This is a genomic window from Verrucomicrobiota bacterium (genome assembly GCA_016871535.1).
Taxonomy (GTDB): domain Bacteria; phylum Verrucomicrobiota; class Verrucomicrobiia; order Limisphaerales; family SIBE01; genus VHCZ01.
The window spans coordinates 1-24,240 of sequence record VHCZ01000046.1; the positions used below are offsets into that span (position 1 = coordinate 1).

18 protein-coding genes are annotated in these 24,240 nt (G+C 61.0%); 14 read left to right on the forward strand and 4 right to left on the reverse strand.

All coding sequences use genetic code 11. From position 1 onward, the window contains the following. Positions 1-271 precede the first annotated feature (271 nt). The 3 genes from FJ398_08495 (at position 272) to FJ398_08505 (ending at position 3,797) form a co-directional block, all read left to right on the forward strand. Entirely contained in the window at positions 272-1,315 is a 1,044-nt protein-coding gene (locus FJ398_08495; GenBank protein MBM3837991.1) for an HlyD family efflux transporter periplasmic adaptor subunit, read from the forward strand. A gap of 331 nt (positions 1,316-1,646) precedes the next feature. Then, the gene (locus FJ398_08500) at positions 1,647-2,300 is read left to right on the forward strand and encodes a hypothetical protein (GenBank protein MBM3837992.1); all 654 of its coding nucleotides are present in this window, start codon (positions 1,647-1,649) and stop codon (positions 2,298-2,300) included. A 294-nt stretch (positions 2,301-2,594) separates the two neighbouring features. Continuing rightward, positions 2,595-3,797, forward strand: a complete 1,203-nt coding sequence (locus FJ398_08505) for an iron-containing alcohol dehydrogenase (GenBank protein ID MBM3837993.1) — start codon at positions 2,595-2,597, stop codon at positions 3,795-3,797. A gap of 26 nt (positions 3,798-3,823) precedes the next feature. Here the strand turns inward: FJ398_08505 and FJ398_08510 are convergent, their stop codons facing one another. Next, positions 3,824-4,975, reverse strand: a complete 1,152-nt coding sequence (locus tag FJ398_08510) for a cysteine desulfurase (protein MBM3837994.1) — start codon at positions 4,973-4,975, stop codon at positions 3,824-3,826. 352 nt (positions 4,976-5,327) lie between these two features. On the opposite strand from FJ398_08510, the gene FJ398_08515 reads away from it, so the two are divergent. From FJ398_08515 to FJ398_08560, 10 genes are all read left to right on the forward strand, one after another. Continuing rightward, positions 5,328-5,873, forward strand: a complete 546-nt coding sequence (locus FJ398_08515; protein MBM3837995.1) for a Uma2 family endonuclease — start codon at positions 5,328-5,330, stop codon at positions 5,871-5,873. Positions 5,874-5,912: 39 nt separating this feature from the next. Continuing rightward, the gene (locus FJ398_08520; protein MBM3837996.1) at positions 5,913-6,389 is read left to right on the forward strand and encodes a glycine cleavage system protein H; all 477 of its coding nucleotides are present in this window, start codon (positions 5,913-5,915) and stop codon (positions 6,387-6,389) included. A 125-nt stretch (positions 6,390-6,514) separates the two neighbouring features. Beyond that, positions 6,515-7,618 (forward strand): cobalamin biosynthesis protein P47K, encoded by a 1,104-nt coding sequence (locus FJ398_08525; GenBank protein MBM3837997.1) that lies wholly within the window; start codon positions 6,515-6,517, stop codon positions 7,616-7,618. 307 nt (positions 7,619-7,925) lie between these two features. Beyond that, entirely contained in the window at positions 7,926-8,348 is a 423-nt protein-coding gene (locus FJ398_08530; GenBank protein ID MBM3837998.1) for a hypothetical protein, read from the forward strand. 161 nt (positions 8,349-8,509) lie between these two features. Then, complete coding sequence (locus FJ398_08535) at positions 8,510-9,382, forward strand: ferredoxin family protein (protein ID MBM3837999.1); 873 nt, start codon at positions 8,510-8,512, stop codon at positions 9,380-9,382. Between the two features lie 46 nt (positions 9,383-9,428). Beyond that, positions 9,429-10,064 carry a Uma2 family endonuclease gene (locus FJ398_08540; GenBank protein MBM3838000.1) on the forward strand — a complete coding sequence of 212 codons (636 nt, stop codon included), beginning with the start codon at positions 9,429-9,431 and terminating at the stop codon, positions 10,062-10,064. Between the two features lie 139 nt (positions 10,065-10,203). Continuing rightward, a complete protein-coding gene (locus FJ398_08545; GenBank protein ID MBM3838001.1) occupies positions 10,204-11,496 on the forward strand; it encodes a radical SAM protein in 1,293 nt (430 codons plus the stop codon). A 313-nt stretch (positions 11,497-11,809) separates the two neighbouring features. After that, on the forward strand, positions 11,810-15,871 hold the full coding sequence (locus FJ398_08550; GenBank protein MBM3838002.1) for a hypothetical protein: 4,062 nt from the start codon (positions 11,810-11,812) through the stop codon (positions 15,869-15,871). A gap of 71 nt (positions 15,872-15,942) precedes the next feature. Then, entirely contained in the window at positions 15,943-19,923 is a 3,981-nt protein-coding gene (locus FJ398_08555) for a hypothetical protein (protein MBM3838003.1), read from the forward strand. An 83-nt stretch (positions 19,924-20,006) separates the two neighbouring features. Further along, complete coding sequence (locus FJ398_08560; GenBank protein MBM3838004.1) at positions 20,007-21,308, forward strand: galactonate dehydratase; 1,302 nt, start codon at positions 20,007-20,009, stop codon at positions 21,306-21,308. Positions 21,309-21,351: 43 nt separating this feature from the next. Here FJ398_08560 and FJ398_08565 read toward each other — a convergent pair whose 3' ends face one another. From FJ398_08565 to FJ398_08575, 3 genes are read right to left on the reverse strand one after another with little or no spacing between them, the layout of a single operon-like run. Beyond that, entirely contained in the window at positions 21,352-21,543 is a 192-nt protein-coding gene (locus tag FJ398_08565) for a hypothetical protein (GenBank protein ID MBM3838005.1), read from the reverse strand. A gap of 15 nt (positions 21,544-21,558) precedes the next feature. After that, complete coding sequence (locus tag FJ398_08570; GenBank protein ID MBM3838006.1) at positions 21,559-21,918, reverse strand: hypothetical protein; 360 nt, start codon at positions 21,916-21,918, stop codon at positions 21,559-21,561. A gap of 18 nt (positions 21,919-21,936) precedes the next feature. Continuing rightward, positions 21,937-23,328 (reverse strand): hypothetical protein, encoded by a 1,392-nt coding sequence (locus FJ398_08575; GenBank protein ID MBM3838007.1) that lies wholly within the window; start codon positions 23,326-23,328, stop codon positions 21,937-21,939. A 374-nt stretch (positions 23,329-23,702) separates the two neighbouring features. Here FJ398_08575 and FJ398_08580 point away from each other — a divergent pair, with 374 nt between their 5' ends. Continuing rightward, on the forward strand, positions 23,703-24,119 hold the full coding sequence (locus FJ398_08580) for a DUF393 domain-containing protein (GenBank protein ID MBM3838008.1): 417 nt from the start codon (positions 23,703-23,705) through the stop codon (positions 24,117-24,119). The last annotated feature ends 121 nt before the right edge of the window (positions 24,120-24,240 follow it).

Here is a 24,240-nt window from a genome sequence, read left to right on the forward strand (position 1 = left end):
TTTTTCGCCAGACTTCGTTGCTTGCTCCTTACAGATCCACTTCGGGATATGCTCGTCGCTCGCGCCTCGTCTGGCCGAAAAATCCCTTGCCGCGAACGTGAGCGTATTTATGAAATGGACCACTTAGCCTTGTCTTTGCAGCCACTGAGGCAAATACCCTTCCTTGGCACGACGGATGCGAATCGTCTCTCCAACACAGACCATTGCGTAAATGGACATCGCTCGGCCAGAATTCAAAAAAAGACGCTGCCGTCGGCAGATCATTTATGCCGTGAGCAGTCTGATCGGTCTTGCGCTGGTGACGATGGGGCTGCAGCGGCTTCAGCCCGCTGCGCCTCTGGTGGAGAATGCGCTGTTGGGCACGGTCGAGCGCGGCCCGATGCCGCGGAAAGTGCACGGCAACGGCACGCTGGTGCCCGAAGAGATTCGTTCCATCACCGCGGCCTACTCAGGCAGGATCGAAGAGCTTCCGATCAAGGTTGGCGCCGCGGTCAAGGCCAACACGGTTCTCGTCAAGCTCAGCAATCCTGAACTCGAACAAGCGGCATTCGACGCGGAATGGACGCTCAAGGCCGCCGAGGCGCAGTTGACCAACCTCACCGTGACCCTGGCCAGTCAGAAGCTCACCCAACAAGCCAACGTGGCCATGGCCGAAGCGAATTACAATCGCGCCAAAGTCGAAGCCGAAGTAAACGAAGAGTTGGCGAAGATTGATCTGGTTCCTGCGCTCACGCTGAAACAGTCCAAGACCAACGCCGCGGAATTGAAACGGCTCAGCGATATCGAACACGAACGGCTGAGAATCAGCGCCGATGCCGCGGCGGCGCAACTCGCGGTGCAAGAGGCGCAGGTCCGCCAATTGCGCGCGCAACTGGAACTCAAGCGGCAGCAAGTCGAGGCGCTGAAGGTGCGGGCGGGCATCGACGGCGTCTTGCAACGACTGGGCGATCAATCCCTGCTGCAATTTGGCGAGCAAGTCGCCGCAGGTTCTCTCGTGGCGCGCGTGACCAATCCGAAGAAACTGATGGCAGAGTTGAAGATTCCTGAAACGCAGGCGCGGGACGTCGAATTGGAGCAGACGGCCGAGATTGATACCCGCAACGGCGTGGTGCCCGGAGTAGTTGTCCGCGAACCCACCGGAAACCTCGATTCCAAGAACGGCGAGGCAGTGATGGATCTCCTGCGCGAATTGCACCGGGAAGGCGCGACGATCTGCATGGTCACGCACGATCCGCGCTTCGCTCGCTACGCCGAACGCACCGTGCATCTCTTCGACGGCCGGATCGTCGAAGAAAGCGTGGAGGCGGGAGGGTAGTAATCAGTAATCAGTTGTCAGTTGCCAGTTGTCAGTTGCCAGTTGTCAGTTGTCAGTTGCCAGTTGTCAGTTGTCAGTTGTCCGGCGCGTGGCATCAGTGTTGGATCGCCAAAGGAGTTGAATCACTGAAGCGAAAATCCCGGCTGATCATTGTACACTGATCGCCGCACACTGATAACTGACTGCTGACCACTGACAACTGGCTGTCAATCAGAATAACTCTCTCGGACTGAGCTTTACTTCTGGCGAGTGCGCGGCGCCAGGTGTAACGTGGGCGCCAAGGAAAGCGGTTCGCGAATCGTGCGTGGGCAGGCGCGAGCAGTTGCCGAAGATGTTAGACCGGAAACTCAAGAGTGCTGAAGCCGGGATGGAACTCCTGGGGGAGCTCCATCGCTTCGCGGAGCAATTGGGTTGCCCGCAAGAACTGGCCGCGCTGGGAACCATGCCCCTGCCACTGGAGATGGTGCGCGGAGACGGTTCGTTGTCGTTTCAAGGATTTCTCGAAACCTACTGCGCCCAAGTCCTCGTTCCGCACGAGTTGCCCGCGATTCACAAGGCTTACCTTCACGCCACGCGTTACGAAGTCCGAGAGTTGATCGAATCGGATTGGAAACTGAGCCAGGAGCCGAAGCTGCGGCGCTTTGCGGGAGTGAGCCAATGTCTGGGGACAAGCCAGCTCCAGAGACTCAGGCCGCTGCGGGACCAACGCCTGGTGCGCCGCTACTGGGAAGCCGTGGAAAACGGCGAGGCGCACGGTTGGCACACGATCGTCTATGGCCTGGTCCTCGCGCTTTTCTCTCTGCCGCTGCGGCAGGGCCTGCTGAATTACGGACAACAAGTCATCCGCGGCTTCATCGACTCCGGCAGTTGCGCATTCAAGCTTTCCCCGGAGGAATCCGCCAGGCTTCACGCCAAGCTTTGCGCGCCGTTGCCACAAGCTATCGAACGGCTTCTCTGCGCCCAGGCGGTCGTGTTCGCAAGGTAGGCGCCGCATCTCTACTGGGAATTGCGGAATGCGGAATGCGGATCAAGACGCGATCCAAACTGCAATCCGCAATCTGCAATCCGAAATCACCCCAGGTAACCAATTGAACAGAACTGCGTCTCTAATCGTCAGAATCTCGAATGAACGCCGCAAGTTTTTCATCGTGCGGAGGGCCAGCCATATCCAGGAAGCTGGCCACTGAACTCGACGTGGAACTTCATTATAGCAGGAGCGACGCCGCTTTGCGGGATCGAGGATTTCGAGGCACGACCGAGACAACGCCAGTCTAAGCGCATGACGGATTCCGGCGCGCATTCTCATCTTCCGCCCCTGGCCTCCTTTGACCATCAGCCGCGCACGCGCCTGATTTTTGGCGTGGGCAGTGTGGGGCGCGTCGGTGAATTGGCGCGCGAGTTTGGCGCGAAAAAAGTCTTGCTCGTCACCGATGCCGGGTTGGTCGCAGCCGGCCACGCCGGTCAGGTGCATCGCATTTTGGAGGCCGCGGGTTTGGCGGTTACCGTCTTCGACAAGGCCCTGGAAAACCCTACCACCCGGTGCGTCGATGAGTGCGCGGCACTGGCCAGGAAATCGGAGATCGAATTGATCGTCGGGCTGGGCGGTGGCAGTTCGATGGACACAGCCAAAGGCTGCAATTTCATCCTCACTAACGGCGGAAGAATGCAAGACTACTGGGGTGTCGGCAAAGCGACCAAACCGATGCTCCCGTTGATCGCCATTCCGACGACCGCCGGGACGGGCAGCGAATGCCAGTCTTCCGCTCTGATTGCGGACGAGCATACGCACCAGAAAATGGCGTGCCTGGATCCGAAGGCCACCGCGCGCGTAGCGATCCTCGATCCGGCGCTCACTGTTTCCCAGCCGTTGGCCGTGACCGCGCACACGGGGATCGACGCCATCGCCCATGCCGTGGAAACCACCGTGACGCGCAAGCGCAATCCACTTTCTTTGATGTATTCGCACGAAGCGTTCAAACTCACGGCCACGAGTCTGGATCGCGCGCTCACAACACCGGACGACCTTGAAGCCCGCGGCCGAATGCTGCTCGGCGCCGCCTACGCCGGGATGGCCATCGAGAATAGCATGCTGGGCGCCGCTCACGCTGCGGCCAATCCGTTGACCGCACACTACGACGTCGTGCACGGCGAGGCCGTCGGGCTCATGCTCCCGGCCGTCGTCCGATTCAACGGACAGGATCCGGCAATTTGCCAGGCTTACGCTGAACTGGCTTCCGCGTCTGAAATTGCCTGCGTGAGCGACAACGTGAAACCGGCGTGGGAAGCGTTGGTCGCGCGGTTAGAATCGCTGCTCAACGCAGCCAAAATCGCGCGCTCACTCGCCGATTGCGGCGTCGAGCGTTCCATGATTAAGACGCTGGCCAAGGAAGCCTCGAAACAATGGACCGCCACTTTCAATCCGCGACCACTCACCGTGGACGATTTCGCCGCCCTCTACGAAGCGGCCTTTCGGCCGCGGTGAAACGCAGGACAGGCGTCCAGCTTGTCTCAATGGATTGTGCTTTGGATTCCGCGGTGAACTTTCACTAACGCCTCGAGCAACGCAGTCCATTCATCCTCCGCAGTCTCCCATCCACTGCTAAAGCGCAGCACGCGCCCGGCTTCGGCGGACGAATAGCCCATGGCCGCGATCACATGCGACGGTTCCTCTTTGCCGCTCGCGCAGGCGGAACCAGTCGAAACGGCAAAGCCCAATTTATCCAGCTTCACGACCCAGCGTTGCTGGCAATCCGCCTCCGGCATCAACGCGGAAACCGTGTTCCAGAGCCGCGCGGCATTCACGCCGACGATTTCCGATCCGGGCAGCGCCGCCAGCAACCGTTTCTCAAACGCCGCGCGCGCCTGCTCCATCGTCCATCTTCCGTCTTCCATCCTCGACTTCTTCAACGCCTCCTCGCGCACCTCCAGCGCCGCGATCATCGCCAGCACTCCCGCGACGTTCTCAGTCCCGGCCCGGCGTCCTTCCTCCTGCAGGCCGCCGCGCAGCAGCGGTTCGACGCGGCCTTTCGCGGGACACTTCAAAAAACCGACTCCTTTGGGTCCGCCGAATTTGTGCGCCGAACCGCTGACAAAATCGCATTCGCCCAGCCCGACCGCCGGTAGCTTGCCGATCCATTGCGTCGCGTCGCAAAAAAAGGGAACCTCCCGTTCACGGCAAAGCGCCAATACTTCGCGCCACGGCTGGAGAACGCCCGTCTCATTATTCGCGGCCATCACCACGACCGCGCCAGGCGGTCGTTTGGCCAATTCATTTCGCAACCAATCCAAATCGACGACCCCGGAGCGCAGGACCGGAATGAGCCGGTGACGCCGAGGAAAATAGTGCTTCGTCGCTTCGAGCACGCACGGATGTTCGACCGCTGAAATCCAAATCTCACTTTTTGCATCGATCGCGCGCGCGAAGTGATGCAGCGCCATGTTGTTCGACTCGGTCGCGCCCGAGGTCCAGACCAGATCAAGCGCATCGCAGCCGAGGAAGCTCGCGAGTTTTTGGCGGGCTTCCGCCAGCGCCGCGTCCGCCCGGCTGCCGACGCGATGCGGACTGGACGGATTGCCAATGAATTTCTCGACAGCTTCCAGCCAGGCCTGCCGCGCCGCCGGGTGCATCGGCGAAGTGGCGTTGTGATCGAAGTAGACCATGAGCGCAAATAGGAAAACGCCGGTGACTCAACTATTCAATTCTGAACCGGAGAAAACTGAGCAAACATTTGCTCCTGTTCTGCCGTCTGAGTTGTCCCCGATGGCCACATTCAGAAGTCGGGCGCCGGGAATCCGTTCAAAGATAATGTGCCGCGCGAAATTCACCCAGCGCTGGCATCGGTCAAGCACGCTGCCGTCGGACGTGGCAATGTCTCGCAGCGACTCTGGCGGGCAAGTTGCCCGGCAGTACGGGCTGGTAGCCCGTTCCACCCTTATCCTTCCGAGAGGCTGTGACGTATGACTTCGCTGGCGGCAGTTGACGCCTATTGCAGCCAGACGGTAGGCTACGCGCATGGGAACGCTGACGATTGAACTTCCGCCGCAGTCCGTGCAAACGGATTTCAATTCCCGCCGCTGGGCCGAGCTTCTGGCGGATGCGGAACTGGCCCGGTTCGAAGGCCGCATCGAAACCGATCGTCACGGCCACATCATCATGAGCCTGCCCCCTGCTCCAAGCCACGGCAGCTACCAAGCCGAAATCGGCCACCTTCTCCGAACACTCATGCCTCGTGGACGCGTTCTCACGGAGTGCCCCATCTCGACGGCCGACGGAGTCAAAGCGGCTGACGTAGCCTGGGCGTCACCGGAATGCCTGCGCGAGCTGGGTAACCGTGTCTGTTTCCCTCGATGTCCGGAAATCTGTGTCGAAGTGATCTCGCCGAGGAATACAGAAGCGGAGACGCGGGAGAAGATGGCGCTGTATTTCGACGCGGGCGCTCTGGAAGTCTGGCTTTGTTCGGGCACTGGAAAAATGAGTTTTTGGTTAGCCGGCGCAAACCGTCCGAGGCCTGCCTCCAAGCTTTGCCCGCACTTTCCCAGGCAGGTCGAGCTCCGTTGAACGGCGCTGACGAGTTACGCCCTGAAACCCGACCGGAGCATGGGAGCGCCGCAATCGAAAACGCTTTTCTACAAACGCTCGCGTTTCGTCACGCATCTGCCCGTGGACTATCTTTATAGCCCCTCCCATTCGTGGATCGCGCGGCACGATACGCCGGAGCTCTGGCGAGTCGGCTTGACGAAGTTCGCCACGCGCATGCTCGGCGAGATGGTCGATCACGGATTTGAAGTCGAGGCCGGCGCGCCCGTCCAACTCGGCCAGGTCGTCGGCTGGGTCGAAGGGTTCAAGGCGATCTCAGATATCTTTTGTGTTGCCGAGGGAAACTTCGGCGGCGCCAATCCCGTCCTGAAAGAGAAAATTACGCTGGTGAACAAAGACCCGTATGGCGCGGGCTGGTTGTATCTGGTAAAGGGGAAGCCGGATGAGAAAGGCGTGGATGTCCATGCTTATATGCGCATCCTCGACAAAACCATCGACAAAATCCTGGAACGGCAGAAAGGCGAAGAGATCAAGTGAAGACGACAGGCAGAGGGCGGAAGGCAGAAGGCGCTGGCGGGGCGAGCGTTGAGCGTCGAGCGTCGATCTCAGATCAATCGCCAATCGCCAATCGCCAATCCCAAATCCCCAAAGCGCGCTACATCATGATCGGCGGGTTCCTGGGCGCGGGCAAGACGACGTCGGTGGCGAAGCTGGCCGAACGCCTGACTCGGCAAGGTCTGCGCGTCGGGCTGATCACCAACGATCAGGGCAGCGAACTGGTCGATACAGCCATGCTGCGGTCGCGCGGTTTCGCCACGGAGGAAATTCCCGGCGGCTGTTTCTGCTGCCGGTTCAATTCGCTCGTGGACGCCGCGAACAAGCTGACGGCGGCCTCGCGTCCGGACGTTTTCATCGCGGAGCCTGTGGGCAGTTGCACGGACCTCGCGGCGACCGTGACGTATCCGCTGCGACGCATGTACGGCGACCAATTCACCATCGCGCCATTGAGCGTGCTGGTCGATCCGATCCGGGCCTCGCGGGTGTTCGGCCTCGAACGCGGCAGCCAGTTTTCCGAGAAGGTGCTTTACATTTACCGCAAGCAACTCGAGGAGGCGGACCTCATCGTGATCAACAAGTGCGAGTTGCTCGACGCGAGCCAGCGCCCGTTGTTGCGCGCGAAATTGGCCGAGGAATTTCCGCGCGCGGAGATCGTCGAGGTTTCGGCGCGGCGCGGCGATGGGCTTGACGCGTGGTTCGACCGGATCATCGCCACCGAACAGGGCGCGCGCGCGGTCATGGGAGTCGATTACGAGGTGTACGCGGAAGGCGAGGCTTTGCTCGGTTGGTTGAACGCCACCGTCCAGCTCGCGGCTCGCGAGGGGTTCATGGCCGACGCGGTGATGCGGGCACTGGCGAGTCAGATTCAATCCCACTTGCAGCAGCGGAACGCCGAAATCGCGCATCTGAAAATGACCCTCAGCCCGGACGGCGGCCTGGGTGAAATCGCGGTAATCAATCTGGTGCGGAACGATGTAGTGCCGGAACTCTCGCAGACGCTCGACGAACCGGTCGAGAGCGGGCAACTCATTATCAATCTTCGCGCAGAAGCCGCGCCGGAGGTTTTGCGCGAAGCGGTGGCCAGCGGCCTCGAGTTGGTCTCGCGCGGCTTCCACGGTTTCCGCGCGACGATCGAGCATTTGGAGCACTTTCGCCCTGGCAAACCCACCCCAACCCACCGAATCACCGCCCTGGCGGGCTTCCCATGAGCCGTCTCTTCGGACCGTGGCCTTCAGGCCGCTTCAACGCCGAACTCCAGAGCAGGGCCGGAAGCAGCCTGAAGGCTGCGGTCCGCGCAGTGCTCGGTTCATGGGCAGTGGGCATGGTCCTGAGACCCAGGGAGCTTTCCATGAAACCTCCCCGCAAATTCAGGGCGACCACAAATTGAAGAGGAACAAATTCGTGGTCGCTCCGAATTCGTGGGGGATAACCTCTCGTTCATGGGCCGAGTGCATGGCGCGCAACCGGGCCGGAAAATCGCTGGCGCTCCCGCTGATCCGCGATAATCTTTGAGCCATGTCAGATCAACCGCGCATCTTGTATTGCCACTGCGCTTACGCCCAGGTCGTGCCGAAAGAGGTCAAGGAAGCGGTCTTGCGCAAGCTGTGCGAATCAGGCGTGGCGTTCGATGCGGTCGCTGACCTTTGCGAAATGTCCGCGCGGCAGGACGCGGCGCTGAAGCGGCTGGCCGATGGCGGCGCGGTCAAGATCGCGGCTTGCTATCCGCGCGCGGTGAAGTGGCTGTTCGCCGCAGCCAAAGCACCGTTGAGCCTCCAGTCCACCGAAGTTTGCAACATGCGTGTGGAGTCCGCCGAACGGGTTTGCGCTTCGTTGTTCGATTCCGAAGTTAAAGCCAATCTGCCCGCCGGAAAAGCGACCCAGCCTTCGGCCGACGAGTTGCCAAGGCCCGAAGCCAACCCCCAAATGACGAATGCTTGAGTCGAATGACGAATGACGAAATCCCAATGACGAAAGAATGTCGAATGACGAAATCCGAATTGCTCCTCAGCGGCACTGTGGCTGCCCTTTGGGGCATCCGACATTCGGATTTCTTTTGTCCTTCGTCCTTCGTCATTAGACATTCCCCAACCACCTGAATTATGTCGCTCAAGGACCAGACGACCCTCCGCATTGTCCTTTACGAAGGCCGCGGCGCCCAACCGCTCGAAGCCGCCCACCGATTCACCACCCTGGCCGGGTTGTTGGAGAAGGGATTTGCGGTTACGCGTGTCGGGCGTGAGGGTCGCGTGGCTCCCGCCGACGGCACCTCGCTTTTGGTCCTGGGCCGATTTGACGACGGCCAGCCGCCACGAATGGAAGACGCCGCCGGTCACGTGGACCTTCGGTTTCAGGACATCACGGACCTGGACTTGAATCGGCTCGGCGAGTCGGTCGAAACGGCCCGCGCCAGCGCCAACGCCGCGAAGCACGGGGAATGGAAGCCGTGGTTCCCGGTCATCGACTACGACCGCTGCACGAATTGCATGCAATGCCTGAGCTTTTGTTTGTTCGGCGTCTATGGCGTGGACGAGCAGCAGCGCATTCAGGTTGACAACAATGACAACTGCAAGACGAACTGTCCGGCGTGTTCGCGCGTCTGTCCCGAAGCCGCGATCATGTTCCCGAAATACAAATCCGGCCCAATCAACGGCGACGTGGTGAGCGACGCGGACCTTCAGCGTGAAAAGATGAAGGTCGATATCAGTTCGCTGCTCGGCGGCGACATTTACTCGATGCTGCGCGAGCGCAGCGAAAAGGCGAAGTCGCGTTTCTCGAAAGAGCGCGATTCCAACAAAGCGCTGCAAGAGCGGCAGAAGTGCCTGGTCAAACTCGCGCAAGCGGGCGACATCCCGGCCGAAGTGCTGATGAGTTTGCCGTCCCCCGAAGAAATCGCGCGCCGGGCGGAGGAAGCGAAGGCCAAGGCGCAGGCGGCGTTGCAAAAGCAGACTCAAACGGCGACGCATCAGCCATGAGCAATGCCGAACTGAAACGTTACGTGGATAAGCGCATGACAACGCTATGAGTGCGGTGGCCCGGCACACAGGTTGGATTTCCCCGGAGGAATACCTCGTGGGTGAGCACACATCCGAAGTCCGCCACGAATACGTGAACGGGCATGTTTATGCGATGGCCGGTGCGAGCGACGACCACAATCGCATTGTGGGCAACATCCATGGCGAGCTTCGTGAGCGGCTGCGTGGGAAGCGCTGCGAGCCATTCATGGCCGACATGAAAGTTAAGATCCCTCCAACTTTCGAAGATATCTATTATTACCCCGACGTGATCGTTGTTTGCGATCCGGCGGATGATGCGAAGTATTACCGGGAACGGCCGAGCGTCATCCTCGAAGTTCTTTCGCCGGAGTCCGAAAGGACTGACCGCCGGGAAAAGGCGATCGTATATCGTCTCATCCCTGGGCTCGAGGTCTATGTCCTCGTCGAGCAGGACCGTATGGCCGCGACTGTCTTACGGAGGGCTGAACCCGGCTGGCAAAGTGAAATTCTGGCCGGCGCAGGCGCCATCCTGAAACTTGAAAACATTGGGGTGTCTATTCCACTGGAGCGGCTTTACGAGCGGACCGCGGTTGTCGGCGCCAACCGTTCCACATCGGCGCGCACTGGAGAAACTCTTGATCAATCCCTATCAAAAGCCTGATTACCAGGAGCACCATGATTCGGGCCGCGCTCTGGGCGTCGTGTTGACCGGGCCGTGGGCCATCACATTTTGGCTCGATCATTTCGTAAGGGAGATTCGCGTTGTAAGCGTAGAAAAGGCCGATCGCTAACAGTGGAACATGCTTCCCTCCCTCGTCCATCGCACCCTCCGCACCGCTGACAAACGGTGCATCGCGAAGTTCCTCTGGAACTTCGGCGTAAAAGGCTTGCTGTCGGTCGAAAAATTCAAGCGCCGGATCAAGCGCGGCGAATACTTCCCGCCCTTCCTTTACCTCTCGATCATCAACTCCTGCAATCTCCGTTGCCAGGGTTGCTGGGTGGACGTCGAGGAGAAGGATGCCATCGATCTCGACACGTTGAACCGCACGATCACGGACGCCAAGCGGCACGGGAATTCGTTCTTCGGGATTCTCGGCGGCGAACCGTTCATGCACCCGCAGCTTCTCGAAATGCTCGCCGCGCATCCGGATTGCTATTTCCAACTGTTCACGAACGGCCAGTTCATTACCGAGAAGATCGCGGATCGTTTGCGCGAGCTTGGGAATGCGACGCCGCTGGTGAGCATCGAAGGCCGCGAAATCGTCAGCGACGAACGGCGCGGGCGAAGCGGCGTCTTCAGCAAAACCATGCGCGGGCTGGAGAATTGCCTGCGCGCGCGGCTCCTCACAGGCGTCGCGACCAGCGTGTGCCAGACGAACATCGACGAGTTGCTCACGGAGGAATGGCTTCGCGAACTGATCCGCCGGGGCGTCCATTACGTCTGGTACCACTCGTACCGTCCGGTCGGCCCGAAACCGAATTTCCAACTCGCCCTGCGTCCGGACCAGCTCGTGCGTACCCGCCGCTTCGTCGTCGAGATGCGCGCGAAAGTGCCCATCGCGATTATCGACGCTTACTACGACGACCGCGGGCAGGCGCTGTGTCCGATGGCGACCGGCATCAGCCACCACATCAGTCCGCGCGGCGATATCGAGCCGTGTCCCATTCTGCAGTTCGCGGTGGAAAATATCCGCGACGAGCGCGGCTTGTTCGAGACCATGCGCCAATCTTCTTTCTTGCGCGACTTTCGAGAGCTTCCGGCCAAAGCCACGCGCGGCTGCGTCGTCCTGGAACGGCCCGACCTGGTCAGGGAACTCGTTCTCAAGCACGGCGCCCGCGACACGACGGCGCGCGGCACAGCCATGGCGGAATTGGAAGCCATGACGCCGCGGTTCAGCCAATGGTTGCCGGGCGAAGAAGTGCCGGAAAAGCATTGGATGTACAAACTGGCGAAGCGATTTTGGTTCAACGATTTCGACGCTTACGCTCGGGCAGAGCACGATGCGACTGCCTCGGCCAAGGCTAAAGAGTTGATGGAATTTGACGATGAACAAGATGTGGGACGCGTGATGGGGACCTTGGACAAAGGTTAGCGGTCTGCAGGATTCTGTGAGCGCTCTTACAGTTTGGCGCCAGCGATGCTTGGCGCAGCGGCTGATTCTTTTGGCCGCGCTTGGATTGGTCCTGGCGATGAGGCCAGGAACATCTGCAGCAGCACAATCCCTCCTTTCCCGCTCGTTTGGGGGCTTGAGCCGATATTCATCCTGATTGGTCGCAGAAAGCAATGCTGAAGTAACCCCTCTTGAATCATCCGCGCCACCCGGCGGCGAGTTTTGGTTTGCACGGGCCTGTCGTGCTCGTTATCCTCCGGCTCATCCTGAAGCCTGCAAACCTATGTGTATCCAAATGCAATCCATTGGCGGCCGCGTTCGGCGTCCGATTGACAAACTCTCACTAAACAGAGCGCTCCGGGCTTGGTTTCTCGCCCTTGCGGCTTTCGTCGCGGCCTGTGGGATGCCGCACGCTTCCGCGCAAATCCCGGCTGTTGTGTTCACGGACGATTTCTCTTCGAACACGATCGATCCGGCCAAGTACCAGCCGGACGCGCCGTTCTTTGAAGGCGGCAAGGGCGATATTCACGCCGAGGCCGGCAACGGCGTCTTTAAATTCGTCGGGACGACCAGCCAGCAATGGTGGTCCGGCGGCACCCTTCGCATCACCCAGACGTTCGAGGCCACGGAGCAGACTCCGGTCAAGATCACCATCGACCGCGTCGCGGAGGCCGGCGTGGGCACGGCGTCGCGCAGCGCGCTGTGGATTCTGAACGAAGAGAAAGACAAGTACGTGCTCTTCGCCGATGTCCGGGGCGAAGGCGGCTGGCGCTTCAACCGCAAGATCGGCGAGACCGGCGACGTGCCCACGGGCAGCGGAACGGACATTGCAGCTTTCAATGGCGGCACTTTCGACGACGGCGGATTGCACCGGATGCAAATGGTGGCCAACGGCAGCACGGTGAAACTGATCCTGGACGGCATCCAAGGGCCGGAGGTGAAATTCCCGTTTTCCAAAGTCATATTCCAATTCGGGAGTTACGCCCGGGCGAACAACGATACGGCTGATACGACCTGGGATAATTTGAAAATCGAGACCAATTTGAAGACCTCCGTCGTTTTCTCGGACGACTTTTCATCCAACACGCTGCCGGCCAGCAAATATGAGCCGGATGCTCCGTTCTTTGAGGGGGGCAAAGGCGACATTCACGCCGAAGCGGGCAACGGCGTCTTGAAATTCGTCGGAACGACCAGCCAGCAATGGTGGTCCGGCGGCACGGTGCGCGTCGTGCCGGCGTTCACGGCCACTCAAGAGACGCCGGTGTCCATCTCGATCGATCGCGTCGCCGAAGCCGGCGTCGGCACCGCCTCCCGCAGCGCCCTGTGGATTCTGAATGAGGCGAAGGACAAATACGTGCTCTTCGCCGATGTCCGCGGCGAAGGCGGCTGGCGTTTCAATCGCAAGATCGGGGAGACCGGCGACGTGCCCACCGGCAGCGGCACCGACATCGCCGCCTTCAACGGGGGCTCGTTCGACAACGGCCAGTTGCACCGCATGCAAATAATCGCGGACGGCAAGACCGTGAAACTGCTCCTGGATGGTATCCAGGGCGCGGAAGTGAAGTTCCCATTCTCCAAGGTGATCTTCGAAATCGGAAGCTACGCCCGAGCCAACAACGACACGGCGGATACGACGTGGGACAACTTGAGAATCGAGACCGTGGTCCGGAAAACCAGCGTCGTCTTCGCAGACGACTTTGCCGCGAATACCATCGACCCCGCCAAATACCAGCCCGACGCTCCGTTTTTCGAAGGCGGCAAAGGGGACATCCACGCCGAAGCCGGGAATGGCGTGTTGAAATTCGTCGGGACCACCAGTCAGCAGTGGTGGTCGGGTGGAACGCTAAGGATCGTGCCGACCTTTGCGCCGTCCGAGGGAGAAACGATCACGCTGTCCATCGATCGGGTGGCCGAAGCCGGCGTCGGCACCGCCTCCCGCAGCGCGTTGTGGATACTCAATGAGGCGAAGGACAAATACGTCCTCTTCGCCGATGTGCGGGGCGAGGGCGGCTGGCGTTTCAATCGGAAGATCGGCGAGACCGGCGACGTGCCCACGGGCAGCGGCACGGACATCGCCGCCTTCAACGGAGCGGCCTTTGATGATGGAGGATTGCACCGCATGAGCATGATCGCGGACGGCAAGACGGTGAAACTCCTTCTGGACGGCATCCAGGGCACGGAAGTTAAGTTTCCTTTCTCGCCGGTTGTCTTCGAGTTCGGGAGTTACGCGCGAGCCAACAATGACACAGCCGACACCACTTGGGACAATCTAAGAATCGAAACGGCCGGGGGAACGACTTTCTCGCCGACCGCGATGAGCGTGCGTGTTGGACAACTCAGTCCGCCGGTGACTTTGCGCATTCCGCAGGGGCTGAATTCGCAGGCTCCGGTTCAGGTTCGCGTCGTCAGCAGCGACGCCAATCTCGCGGTCCCCGACGGCGGAACCGGGGCGAGTCTGAACGTAACGTTCCCAGCCGGAGGAGCAAACACGGCCACCTTCCGCATCCGCGGCGCGGGTTTGGGAACCGTTCAGTTTGCCGCGGAAGGCGACCTTCCGGGCGCCAACCGGCTGGCTGTGGCGGTCATCTCGGGGCCGGGCGTTGTGCTCGAAGAATCGTTCGCCGGAGCGACGATCGACACGGCGAAATGGCAAATCTCCAATCGAGCGTTCGAGGTCGGCACGGGTACCTACACCGTCACCCAGACCGGCGGCCAGCTTAACATCACCGGGGCGGGCGACTCCGATTTCTGGTCGGGCGCTTCGTTGAAGACGGCCAAGAGCTACGTCGCCACGAAAGACATCAACCTCGCCGTGGAAGTGGACCGCGTTTCCAACGAGCAAGTGGGCACCGCCGGGCGGACCGGCGTATTCATCACCAACGGCGATCGAAGCCGGTTCGTGTTCTTCGCGCACAACCTCGGCGAGAACGGCTGGCAAGTGAACGTGAATCCCGGAAACCCCACCGGCGGCGGCAGCAACCTGGCGGCCTTCAATGATCTCGATCTCGATCCGGGCCGGCACAAGATGAAGCTCGTGGCGGACGGTTCGATGGTCGAAGTGTTTCTGAATGGCGTTTCCGGCGGTCGCTTCCCGTTTGAGGTCACTTCGGACATTTACGTGGAATTCGGAGCGTATGCCCGCGCCACGGGCGATTTGATCACAGGCAAGTTTGACAACGCCAGAATCGAATACGTGCTGCCGTGCTCGAGCTTCTCCGAACGAAGCGTGTCGATGACACTGGCTGTTTCCGGCAAACCGGTCTCGGTCACGATTCCCCAGTTGCTCAACGACGCCGCCTCCGCCACGGTGACGGTGACCAGCCGCAATCCGGGGATTGCCATTCCGTCCGGCGCCGTGAATGGCGTGCTGACTTTGAACTTCGCGGCCGGATCGCCGAACACTCAGACGATTACCGTGACTCCGGTAGGGTTGGGTTCGACGACTTTTGAAATTGCCACTTCGCCGGCGAATTGCGCGGCCGGTTCCCTCGGCGTCGAGGTGGTTTCCATCCCGCAAGTGCTGTTGACCGACGACTTCACCGCAAGCACGATCGACGCGACAAAGTGGGTGCTCGACCAGACACCGTTCCAGGATGGGGCCGCCACCGCGGAGTCGGCGCTGACGATTGCGAACGGACAGGTGAAGATCGATGTCACGGCTGAAACCGCGACGTGGCCCGGTTTCGCGCTCGTCACGGCCAAGACCTACACCGCCTCGGCCACGGCTCCGGTAACCTTCGAAGTTGATCGCGTGCTTTTGGACTTCGTCCTGGTCACCGGCACCGGAGCCCGGCAGCGCACGGGAATTTGGATCAAGGAGCCTGGCGGCAACTTCTTGTTCTTTTCCGATCACGCGGCGTGGGACGGCAACAACTTCGGCTGGCGCTACAACAAGGTGACCGGCCAGGCGGACGATAATCCGAACGACGCCGGCATTAACATCGCCGCCTTCGATCCCGCCCAGTACAACGACCAGAAGAACCATCGCGTCAAAATGGTGGCTAACGGAGCGACCGTGAAACTCTACGTGGATGATGTCTTCGGAGCGGAGGTCGCCTTCCCGTTCGCGCAAGGGCTGACCTTTGGCTTCGGCGCCTACGTGCAGCAGGCATCCAACGTCGTGCGCGGTTACTTCGACAACGCCAGGATCACGGGCGGTTCGGCGCCTTTGCCTCCCAAACTCACCGCCGTCCTTCAAAGCGGGAACGTGGTAATCTCCTGGACCGGCGACGGCACCCTGCAATCGACCGATTCACTCGTGCCGGCGAACTGGCAGAACGTGACGCCGGCGCCGACGGGCAAGTCGATCACGACGTCGGCGAGCGCAGGCGCCAGATTCTACCGCCTCCGCCAATAGCAACTCGGCGATTGCGGCAAGCGGCCATTCATTCCTCACCGAAGCGGGTGTCTCCAACCGGCACTCGTTTCATGCGCATGGCCCTTGAACCGAAAACCGTGCGGACCGCAGCCTTCAGGCTGCTTCCGCGCACTCCCCGCAGTCGGGCGTTGAAGCGGCCTAAAGGCCACGGTCCGGGAAGTGCGTTCATGGGAAGCCTGCGAGCTTCAAAATGCGGATCGGTTCCCTGGCAGCTCGTTTGGTTTTTGTGTGTTTGGTGGGTTCCGTGGGCTCAACTAACGGACGGCACTCAAGCAGGCGATCTGAATTGGCAAACGCATGAGGGCCACCGGCGCGCCCCGCTGATCCTGACTCCTGGTGGAAGAACCGGTTTCACCGACGTGGCGGCCACCGCCGGGATAACGTTCACCAACCGCCTGAGCGACGAGCGTTCGCTCACCAACCAGATCTTTCTCAACGGTTCGGGAGTCGCGGCGGGGGACGTCGATGGAGATGGCCTGTGCGATCTTTACTTCTGCGGTCTGGATTCTCCAAACGCGCTCTTTCGCAATATCGGAGACTGGCGTTTCCGTGATGTAGCGGCGGAAGCGGGCGTCGCCTGCGCCGATCAAGCGTCCACCGGCGCCGCGTTTGCCGACGTCGAGGGCGACGGCGATCTCGATTTGTTGGTCACCGGAGTCTTTCGAGGTCCGCGGCTTTTTCTGAACGATGGCCGGGGGCGCTTTCGCGAGACCACCGATGAATCAGGGCTCCGCGGAACGAACGGAAGCGTGACGATGGCGCTGGCCGACATCGATGGCGACGGTCTGCTCGACCTGTATGTCGTCAATTACCGCAACGACACCATGCGGGACATGCCAGGAATCCGTTTCGAGGTCGGCGTCACCAACGGTGTTTATCATCTCCTGACCGTGAACGGGCGGGCGGCAACGGCCCCAGACCTGGCTGGCCGTTTTTCCTTCGATCGATCGGGCGGCGTCCTGGAGAACGGTGAAGCGGACGCCCTGTTCCGCAACACGGGACAAGGCCGGTTCGCAGCGGTGAGCTGGACCGACGGCGCTTTTCTCGATGAGAACGGCGCGGCGATCCGCGTTCCCTACGATTGGGGATTGACCGCCATGTTCCGCGACTTGAACGGCGACCGCGCGCCCGATCTCTACGTCTGCAACGATTTCCAGTCTCCCGACCGCATCTGGATCAACAATGGCCTGGGCCGGTTTCGAGCCATCACCAGAACGGCGATTCGCCAGACCAGCTTGTTCTCCATGGGCATCGATTTCGCGGACGTGGACCGCGACGGCCAGGATGATTTCTTTGTCGCGGACATGCTCAGCCGCGAACATGCGCGCCGCCAGGTCCAGGTGATGGATCGGATGGCTTTCGCGCAGTTTCGCAATACGGCGGACGACCGCCCTCAGTTCGCGCGCAACATGCTCTTCCACAATCGCGGGAACGGCACTTACGCTGAAGTCGCGCAATTCGCGGGTCTCGACGCGTCGGATTGGTCTTGGTGCCCGGCCTTTCTCGACGTGGACCTCGACGGGTATGAAGACTTGCTCATCACCACCGGCCATTGGCGCGACGCGCAGCATGCGGACATCGCGCGCGAGTTGGACGACGCCGCAGCGCGGAAACGGATGCCGCCTCTGGAACAACTGCGCGCGCGCCGCCGGTTCCCGCGACTCGACACGCCAAACCTTGCCTTTCAAAACCGGGGCAATCTGACGTTTCAGGAAATCAGCGCCGCGTGGGGTTTCGAGTCGCGCCGCGTCTCGCAAGGCATGGCTCTCGCCGATCTCGACAACGATGGCGATCTCGACGCCGTCATCAACTGCCTCAACGACGCCCCGCTGGTTTACCGCAACGATTCGCCGAACCCGCGAGTCGCCGTCCGCCTGCGCGGGCGGGCGCCCAACACGCGCGGCGTCGGCGCGAAGATCCGCGTCTGGGCGCCTGGTCTGCCCGTTCAAAGCCAGGAAATGATCTGCGGCGGGCGATATCTCTCCGGCGATGATTTTGAGCGCACCTTCGCCGCCGGCCGCGCGACCAATCGGATCACAATCGAAGTCGCGTGGCGCAGCGGGAAGCAGAGCAAGATCGAAGGGGTGCCGGCCAATTGCGCCTATGAAATCGACGAAGCAGGCGCGGTGTCGGCCGGCGAGGCGTTAAAGCGTGAAAGCGTTGAAGCGTCCTCGCGCCATTCACGCCTCACGCCCCACGCTCCCACGCTCTTCCAGGACGCCAGCCATCTGCTCGGACATCAGCATGCGGACGAACCCTTCGACGATTTCACGCGCCAGCCCCTTTTGCCGCACAAGCTCAGCCAGCTCGGCCCCGGCGTGACGTGGCTCGATTTCAACAGCGATGGCTGGGACGATCTGATCGTGGGCGCTGGGCGCGGCGGACGGATGGCCGTGTTCCGCAACGACGGTCGCGGCCAATTCATCCGGCAGCGGGCGAAGTTTCTCGAAGTTCCCGCGGAACGAGACCTCACAGCGGTCCTTGGGTGGCAGCCCGATCCGACCAATCTGGTCCTGCTCATCGGACTGGCCAATTACGAGGACGGCTCCACCAACGCGCCGTCGCTTCGGCAATTCTCGGTCGTAAACGGCGCTGCCGACGACAACCTGCTGCGCTCGGCGGCCAGCACGGGTCCGCTAGCGCTCGCGGACATCGATCGCGATGGCGACCTCGACCTGTTTGTCGGCGGGCGCGTGATTGCGGGCCGGTATCCCGAACCGGCTTCATCGGTCCTGCTGCGGAATGAGCGCGGGCAACTCAAGTTCGACCCGGCAGCCAGCCGGCCACTCTCCAACATCGGCCTGGTCAGCAGCGCTCTGTTCACTGACCTCGACGCCGATGGCTGGCCGGAATTGGTTCTCGCCTGCGATTGGGAGCCGCTTCGAGTTCTGAGAAACGACCGGGGCACGTTCACGCCTTGGAACGCGCCCCTTCGATGGACCAATCAAGTCCCGCTCAACGCGCCAGCCTCCACTGCTTTCAACGCCCAGCGATTTCCCACTCTCAACTCGCTCACCGGCTGGTGGAACAGCGTCGCGGCGGGCGATCTCGATGGCGATGGCCGGCAGGACCTGGTCGCGGGAAACTGGGGCCGTAACACGTCGCGGCGGCGATTTCTGGCCGAACCCATCCGGCTTTATTTTGGCGAGACGGGCGGGTCGCGTGACCTGGCGTTGATCGAAGCCCGTCGCGATCCGGGCTTGGCCCAGTGGGTCCCGGCGAGAGATTGGGCGGCATTGAGCAGCGTGTTTCCGATGTTGCGCGAGCGTTTTCCGAGCTTTGCCGCTTTCAGCGCCGCCACCGTTCGTGACGTGCTTGATGCCGGCTTGCCCCCTATGCGCGAAGCGGCCGCGGCCACTCTCGACTCAGTTCTCTTGCTCAATCGCGGCGATTACTTCGAGGCCGGTCCGCTCCCGGATGAAGCCCAGCTTTCCCCGGTCTTCGGCATTGCGGTGGGGGACCTGGATGGCGACGGCCATGAAGATTTGTTCCTGGCGCAGAATTTTTTCGGCGTCGCGCCTTCGGAGAGCCGCCATGATGCCGGCTGTGGCCTCTGGCTCCGGGGGACCGGAGCGGGACGTTTGGCCGCGGTGCGCACGAACGAAAGCGGTTTCGCAGTCTATGGTGAAGGGCGCGGCGCTGCCCTTTGCGACTTCGACCATGACGGACGGCTCGATCTCGCGATCGGGCAGAACAACGGTCCGACGGCACTCTTTCGGAATGTGCAGGCGCGTCCGGGACTACGGGTCCGGCTGCGGGGTTCGGCAGAAAACCCGCAAGCGATTGGCGCCGTCCTGCGAGTCGTGTTTCGCGGGGGCAATCTCGGACCGGCGAAGGAGATTAGGCTTGGCGAGGGTTACTGCTCGCAGAATTCGACCGAGGTTGTCCTTGGGTTGCCCGACGAACCGGAGGCGCTGGAGATCCGCTGGACCGATCAGACTAAAGAGATCGTGAACGTGGCAGCAGGCGTCCGCCAGATTTCGCACCAGCAGTTGAGCCCACGAAATACACGAAAAACCCAAAAGGAGTGAGGCTGCCAGCCGCAACGAGGTTCTTGTTTGAATTCCGGAAGTTACCGGCACACCTGGCTCTCCGCTTTACGCGGTCTTCGGAGATGAATACACTTTCGTCCGAATTCACCAAACCCGTCTCCTTTATGAACAACTCTTTCTCCGACCCGCGCCCTGCCAGCCGCAGAGAATTCCTCAAACGCGCCGGCCTCGCGCTGGCCGCCGCGCCGTTCTGGTCCGGAATTATTCCCGAATCACAGGGAGCGAAAATCCCGGAAGGCATCAAGATCACGGATCTCAAATCCCTGATCGTCGAGGATGAAGTTTATCTCAAGGTCTTCACCGATGCGGGCGTGATCGGCGAAGGGCACACGTCGGTCCATCGCAAAGCTCCGACGTGCAAAGCGGCCGTCGATGATCTGGCGCGGGTTCTCTTGGGACGCGATCCGACACGGGTCGAGTTTTTGTGGCAAGCAATGTATCGCTGGCCGCGCTGGCGCGGCGGCCCAGTGCTGAACGCGGCCATCAGCGGCGTCGATCTGGCGCTCTGGGATATTCTGGGAAAATTGCTGGAGGTTCCCGTCTGGCGGCTGTTGGGCGGCGCGGCGCGCGAGCGGATTCGGCTTTACGTTCACGGCAGCGGCAAAGAAGGAGTGCAACGCGCCAAAGAAATGGGTTACACCGCGATCAAGACCAGCCCGGTCGTCGCCGATATGATCGACGGGCGCCGCGTCATCAAACGCCCGTGGAACTTGAAGCGGGCCGTGAAGATCATCGAAGACATGCGGGCTGCCGCCGGCGATGACTTTGATATTCTGATCGACGCGCACGGTTTGTTGACGCCGACGATGGCGCTGGAATTTGCCAGGGCGATCGAGCCGCTCCGAATCCTGTTTCTCGAAGAACCGATTCAACTCGAAGGCAACGACACGCTCGAATGGCTGGGCAAGCACACCACCGTTCCTCTGGCGACTGGCGAACGGCACACCACGAAATGGATGTTCGAAGACATCATCAGCCGCCATCTGGTGAGTTACGTGCAGCCGGATGTGATCCAGTGCGGCGGGATCACCGAGATTCGCAAGATCGCGGCCATGGCCGAGGCGCAGTTCATCGAAGTCGCCCCGCACGGGCCGGGGAGCCTTTCCACGGGGCTGGGATTGGCGTCGCTCCACGTGGATGCGAGCACTTCCAATTGCGTGATCCAGGAATCGCACCCCAATCCGACCGGCTGGCAACTCGATTTGTTCAACGGGCGGACGGTGACGATCAAGGACGGTTACGCGGAATTGCCGCGCTGGCCGGGTCTGGGCCTGCACCTCAATGAAGACGTGGCCCGGAAACACCCGCATTCCAATCCGAACCCGTCGATCTATTTCGAGGATGGATCGGTGGCGGATTATTGAACGTGGCCTGAGAAGAAAAGTCAGCACGAACTGCTCGAACTGCTCAGCTGGCCGTGCCTAGTTCGCGTTTCAGCATGGCCTTAAAGACCCGCTTCCAGCGTGCCTTCTGGCGAAAGACAGGCTCCTTCGGGTCGAGCCGTTTCTCCAAGCATAGCCCTGACTCTGACTCGCTAAAACGCAGGATGCGCGCGCCATCCGCTAGCTTCAGCAGGAGCATTTCGATGTCGCCTTTCACAGGGTAATCTTAAATTCAAAAACCGAACTCTGCCAACATCTGATTCAGCGTTTCGGGTGATGCCATTCCGAGTCGCCGGTGAGCCGCCTGCGCGGCCTGCTCGAAATCGCCCTCGTTTAATTGAACCACGGCAGCGGGTAACTGTTCCATGGCCACCGTCGCCGCCTCCAACACCTCGTGGTAGAGGGAGACAGACATTTCTCGTTCGTCCAAGTCGGCCCGGAGGAAGATGTGGAAGCGGCTTGCGCGAATGATGGTTTGGGCGGTCGCAGCTCGATCGAGCGGGTCAAGCAATGGCTGCGCCGTAAGGCGGACTTCGACGAGTGTGAAACCGCCGCGCAGTTGCAAATGCTGAAACGGGCCAAGGTCGAGCACACCGACAGCATGCACCAGTCAATCAACCATTGGAAGAAGTCCAGCCGACCTTGCTCGACCCTGTTGAGCCAGCTTCAGCGCCGGATCATCCAGGTCGAGGCGGTAAAGAATCTGATTATAATCATAGCGCGGCGTGGGCGCGGGTTTATCGGCGAACTGCATCGTGTAAGTCCCCTCGAAGATCAGCACCGGCGAGTCGGTTGGCGTAAATTCAGGGTGCAGCCGCGGATTGTAGAACGTGTAGTTCTCGTGCGTCAGGATTTTCACGGCCTTGCCCCACGGACCGGTCGGCGCGTCGGCTTCGGCATACCAGAGTTCGCCAAAGGCGGACGGCTTGCCGAAGGTTTCCATGAACACCGTCACCCAGCATTTGCGAAATCTGTTCCAAGCGATCGAGCCGCTGTGCGGCTTTACGGGCTTGCCGTCCGCGGCGGACGCGAGGCTTTCTTGCGGCTTCAGGACTTCCCAGGTCGAAGAATCCTGCCAGGCCTCGAAGCTCGCGGGACAGCGCAGCGCCGGCAGCGGGTTGCCGAAGAGCACCCAATCCTTTCCGCGTTCGTCCTTCCAAAACGCCGGATGGCCTTCGGGGACGGGCGGCGGTTTTGGCGCGGCGTCGGATTTCGTCCAGAGGACGTGCAGCGGCTCGAAGTTCGCCGACTCGTCCTTCCAGACGCAGAGCCCCCATTGATACGCTTCCATCGGCGGTTTGACTTTCATGTAGCTGCCCACGAGCCGCGCGTTGCCATTCTCGTCCGGCAGACTCACGTAGCCGGTGACCCAGGTTGGCCCGCTGCCCGCCATCTTGGCGATGCCTCGCGGCAGGCTTTTGGCGTCCGTGAAATAATCGAGCTTCAGCCGAATGGGCGGTTCGAATTTCGCCAGCGGCTTCACGGCGGAAGTCGCGCTCGTACCGTCGAAGATGCCAAGCGGATAGCGCGCGATCGTCGTGTCGCCCCAGAGCCAGAACAGGCGCCCGCGATGGACGGCGTTCTGGACGCTGTCGCAGCCAAGAATGCCGGAATCGCGCCAATCCAGCGCCTGGCCTAGTTTCTGGCTTTCCGCGAAAAGCCCGCCGCCCGTGAGACGGCCCAGGCGTTTGGCGATGATGGTGCGATTGACTTCGACGCGCAGCGTCTTGCCCGGCTCAGGCGTCAGGCGCACTCCGCGGCTGCCAAAACCATCCTTGGGCACTTCATAGCCGTGGCCGAGGACATCGAACCACGTCTCGCGTCCCATTAACTCCGGCAAATCAAAGGCGATGACGCCCGCGTTGTCCGATACGAACCGCGCATGATGTGTCGTGCGCAACTCGACGAGCGGCACGGGCCAACCGCTTCCCTTCTCGACGACCTCGATGCGGCAAGGCTCCAAAGCCAGCGCCTCGTGGGGCAAAACCACAAGTCCGAGCAGACCTGGCAGCAACCTGCGAACAAGAGCGTGTAATGAATCTGTCATGCCTCCATTGAGAACAGAGCACGAACCAAGAATCAAATCGGTTCCGAGACGGTAGGGCAAGCCTGTCCCCAGCGAGCCGAGTCGGACGTGTTCCAAGCGCGTGGAGCAGCTCGCCGGGACGGACTCATACCGGCGATCGTTTCATGGGCCGTGGGCATGGTTCCGAGACCAAAACGTGCAGGGAACGAGCGGACTGCCGCACTCCAAGACTCCAAGACGCTGCCGCGTGACACGTGAAGCCAAGCGCTTCAGAGTTCAGAGCTCCGTCATGGCCCCCAGGATGATTTGACTGGAGCGACGGATCATTCGTAGATTGCCCCCGAACTTCTATGGGATCGAACCCGTACATCGTTCTATACGACGACGCCTGCCCGCTGTGCACATTTCAGATGAAAGTGCTGACTTGGCTCGACTGGTTCAACGTCGTCCGCCTCCTGCCGCTTTCACACCCGGAGGCCGGCCAGATCGCTCCGCAACTGACGCGCGAAGACTTGCTGGAAGCCATGCATTGCGTGACGCCGGAACGGCGGGTTTATCGCGGCGCCCGGTGCATCCGGTTTGTCGGCCTGCGCATGCCGCTGCTCGTGCCGCTCGCGCTGTTCCTCTGGATTCCCGGAGTCATCTGGATCGCGGAAAAAGTTTACGCCTGGGTGAGCCGGAACCGGCATCTCCTGAGCCGGCTGTTCGGATGCAAAGAAGCGTGCGCCGTGATGCCGGCGCGCAAACGCGAAAAGGATCTCGTCTGAATGCGTCCCTGGGTTAAAAGGGTTAAATGAGTTGAATGAGTCAATTCGTTAAAAGGATTGAAGCTCCAGAGCCGTCACGCCGCGGTAACCTTGTAACGATTTAACTCATTCAACCCATTTA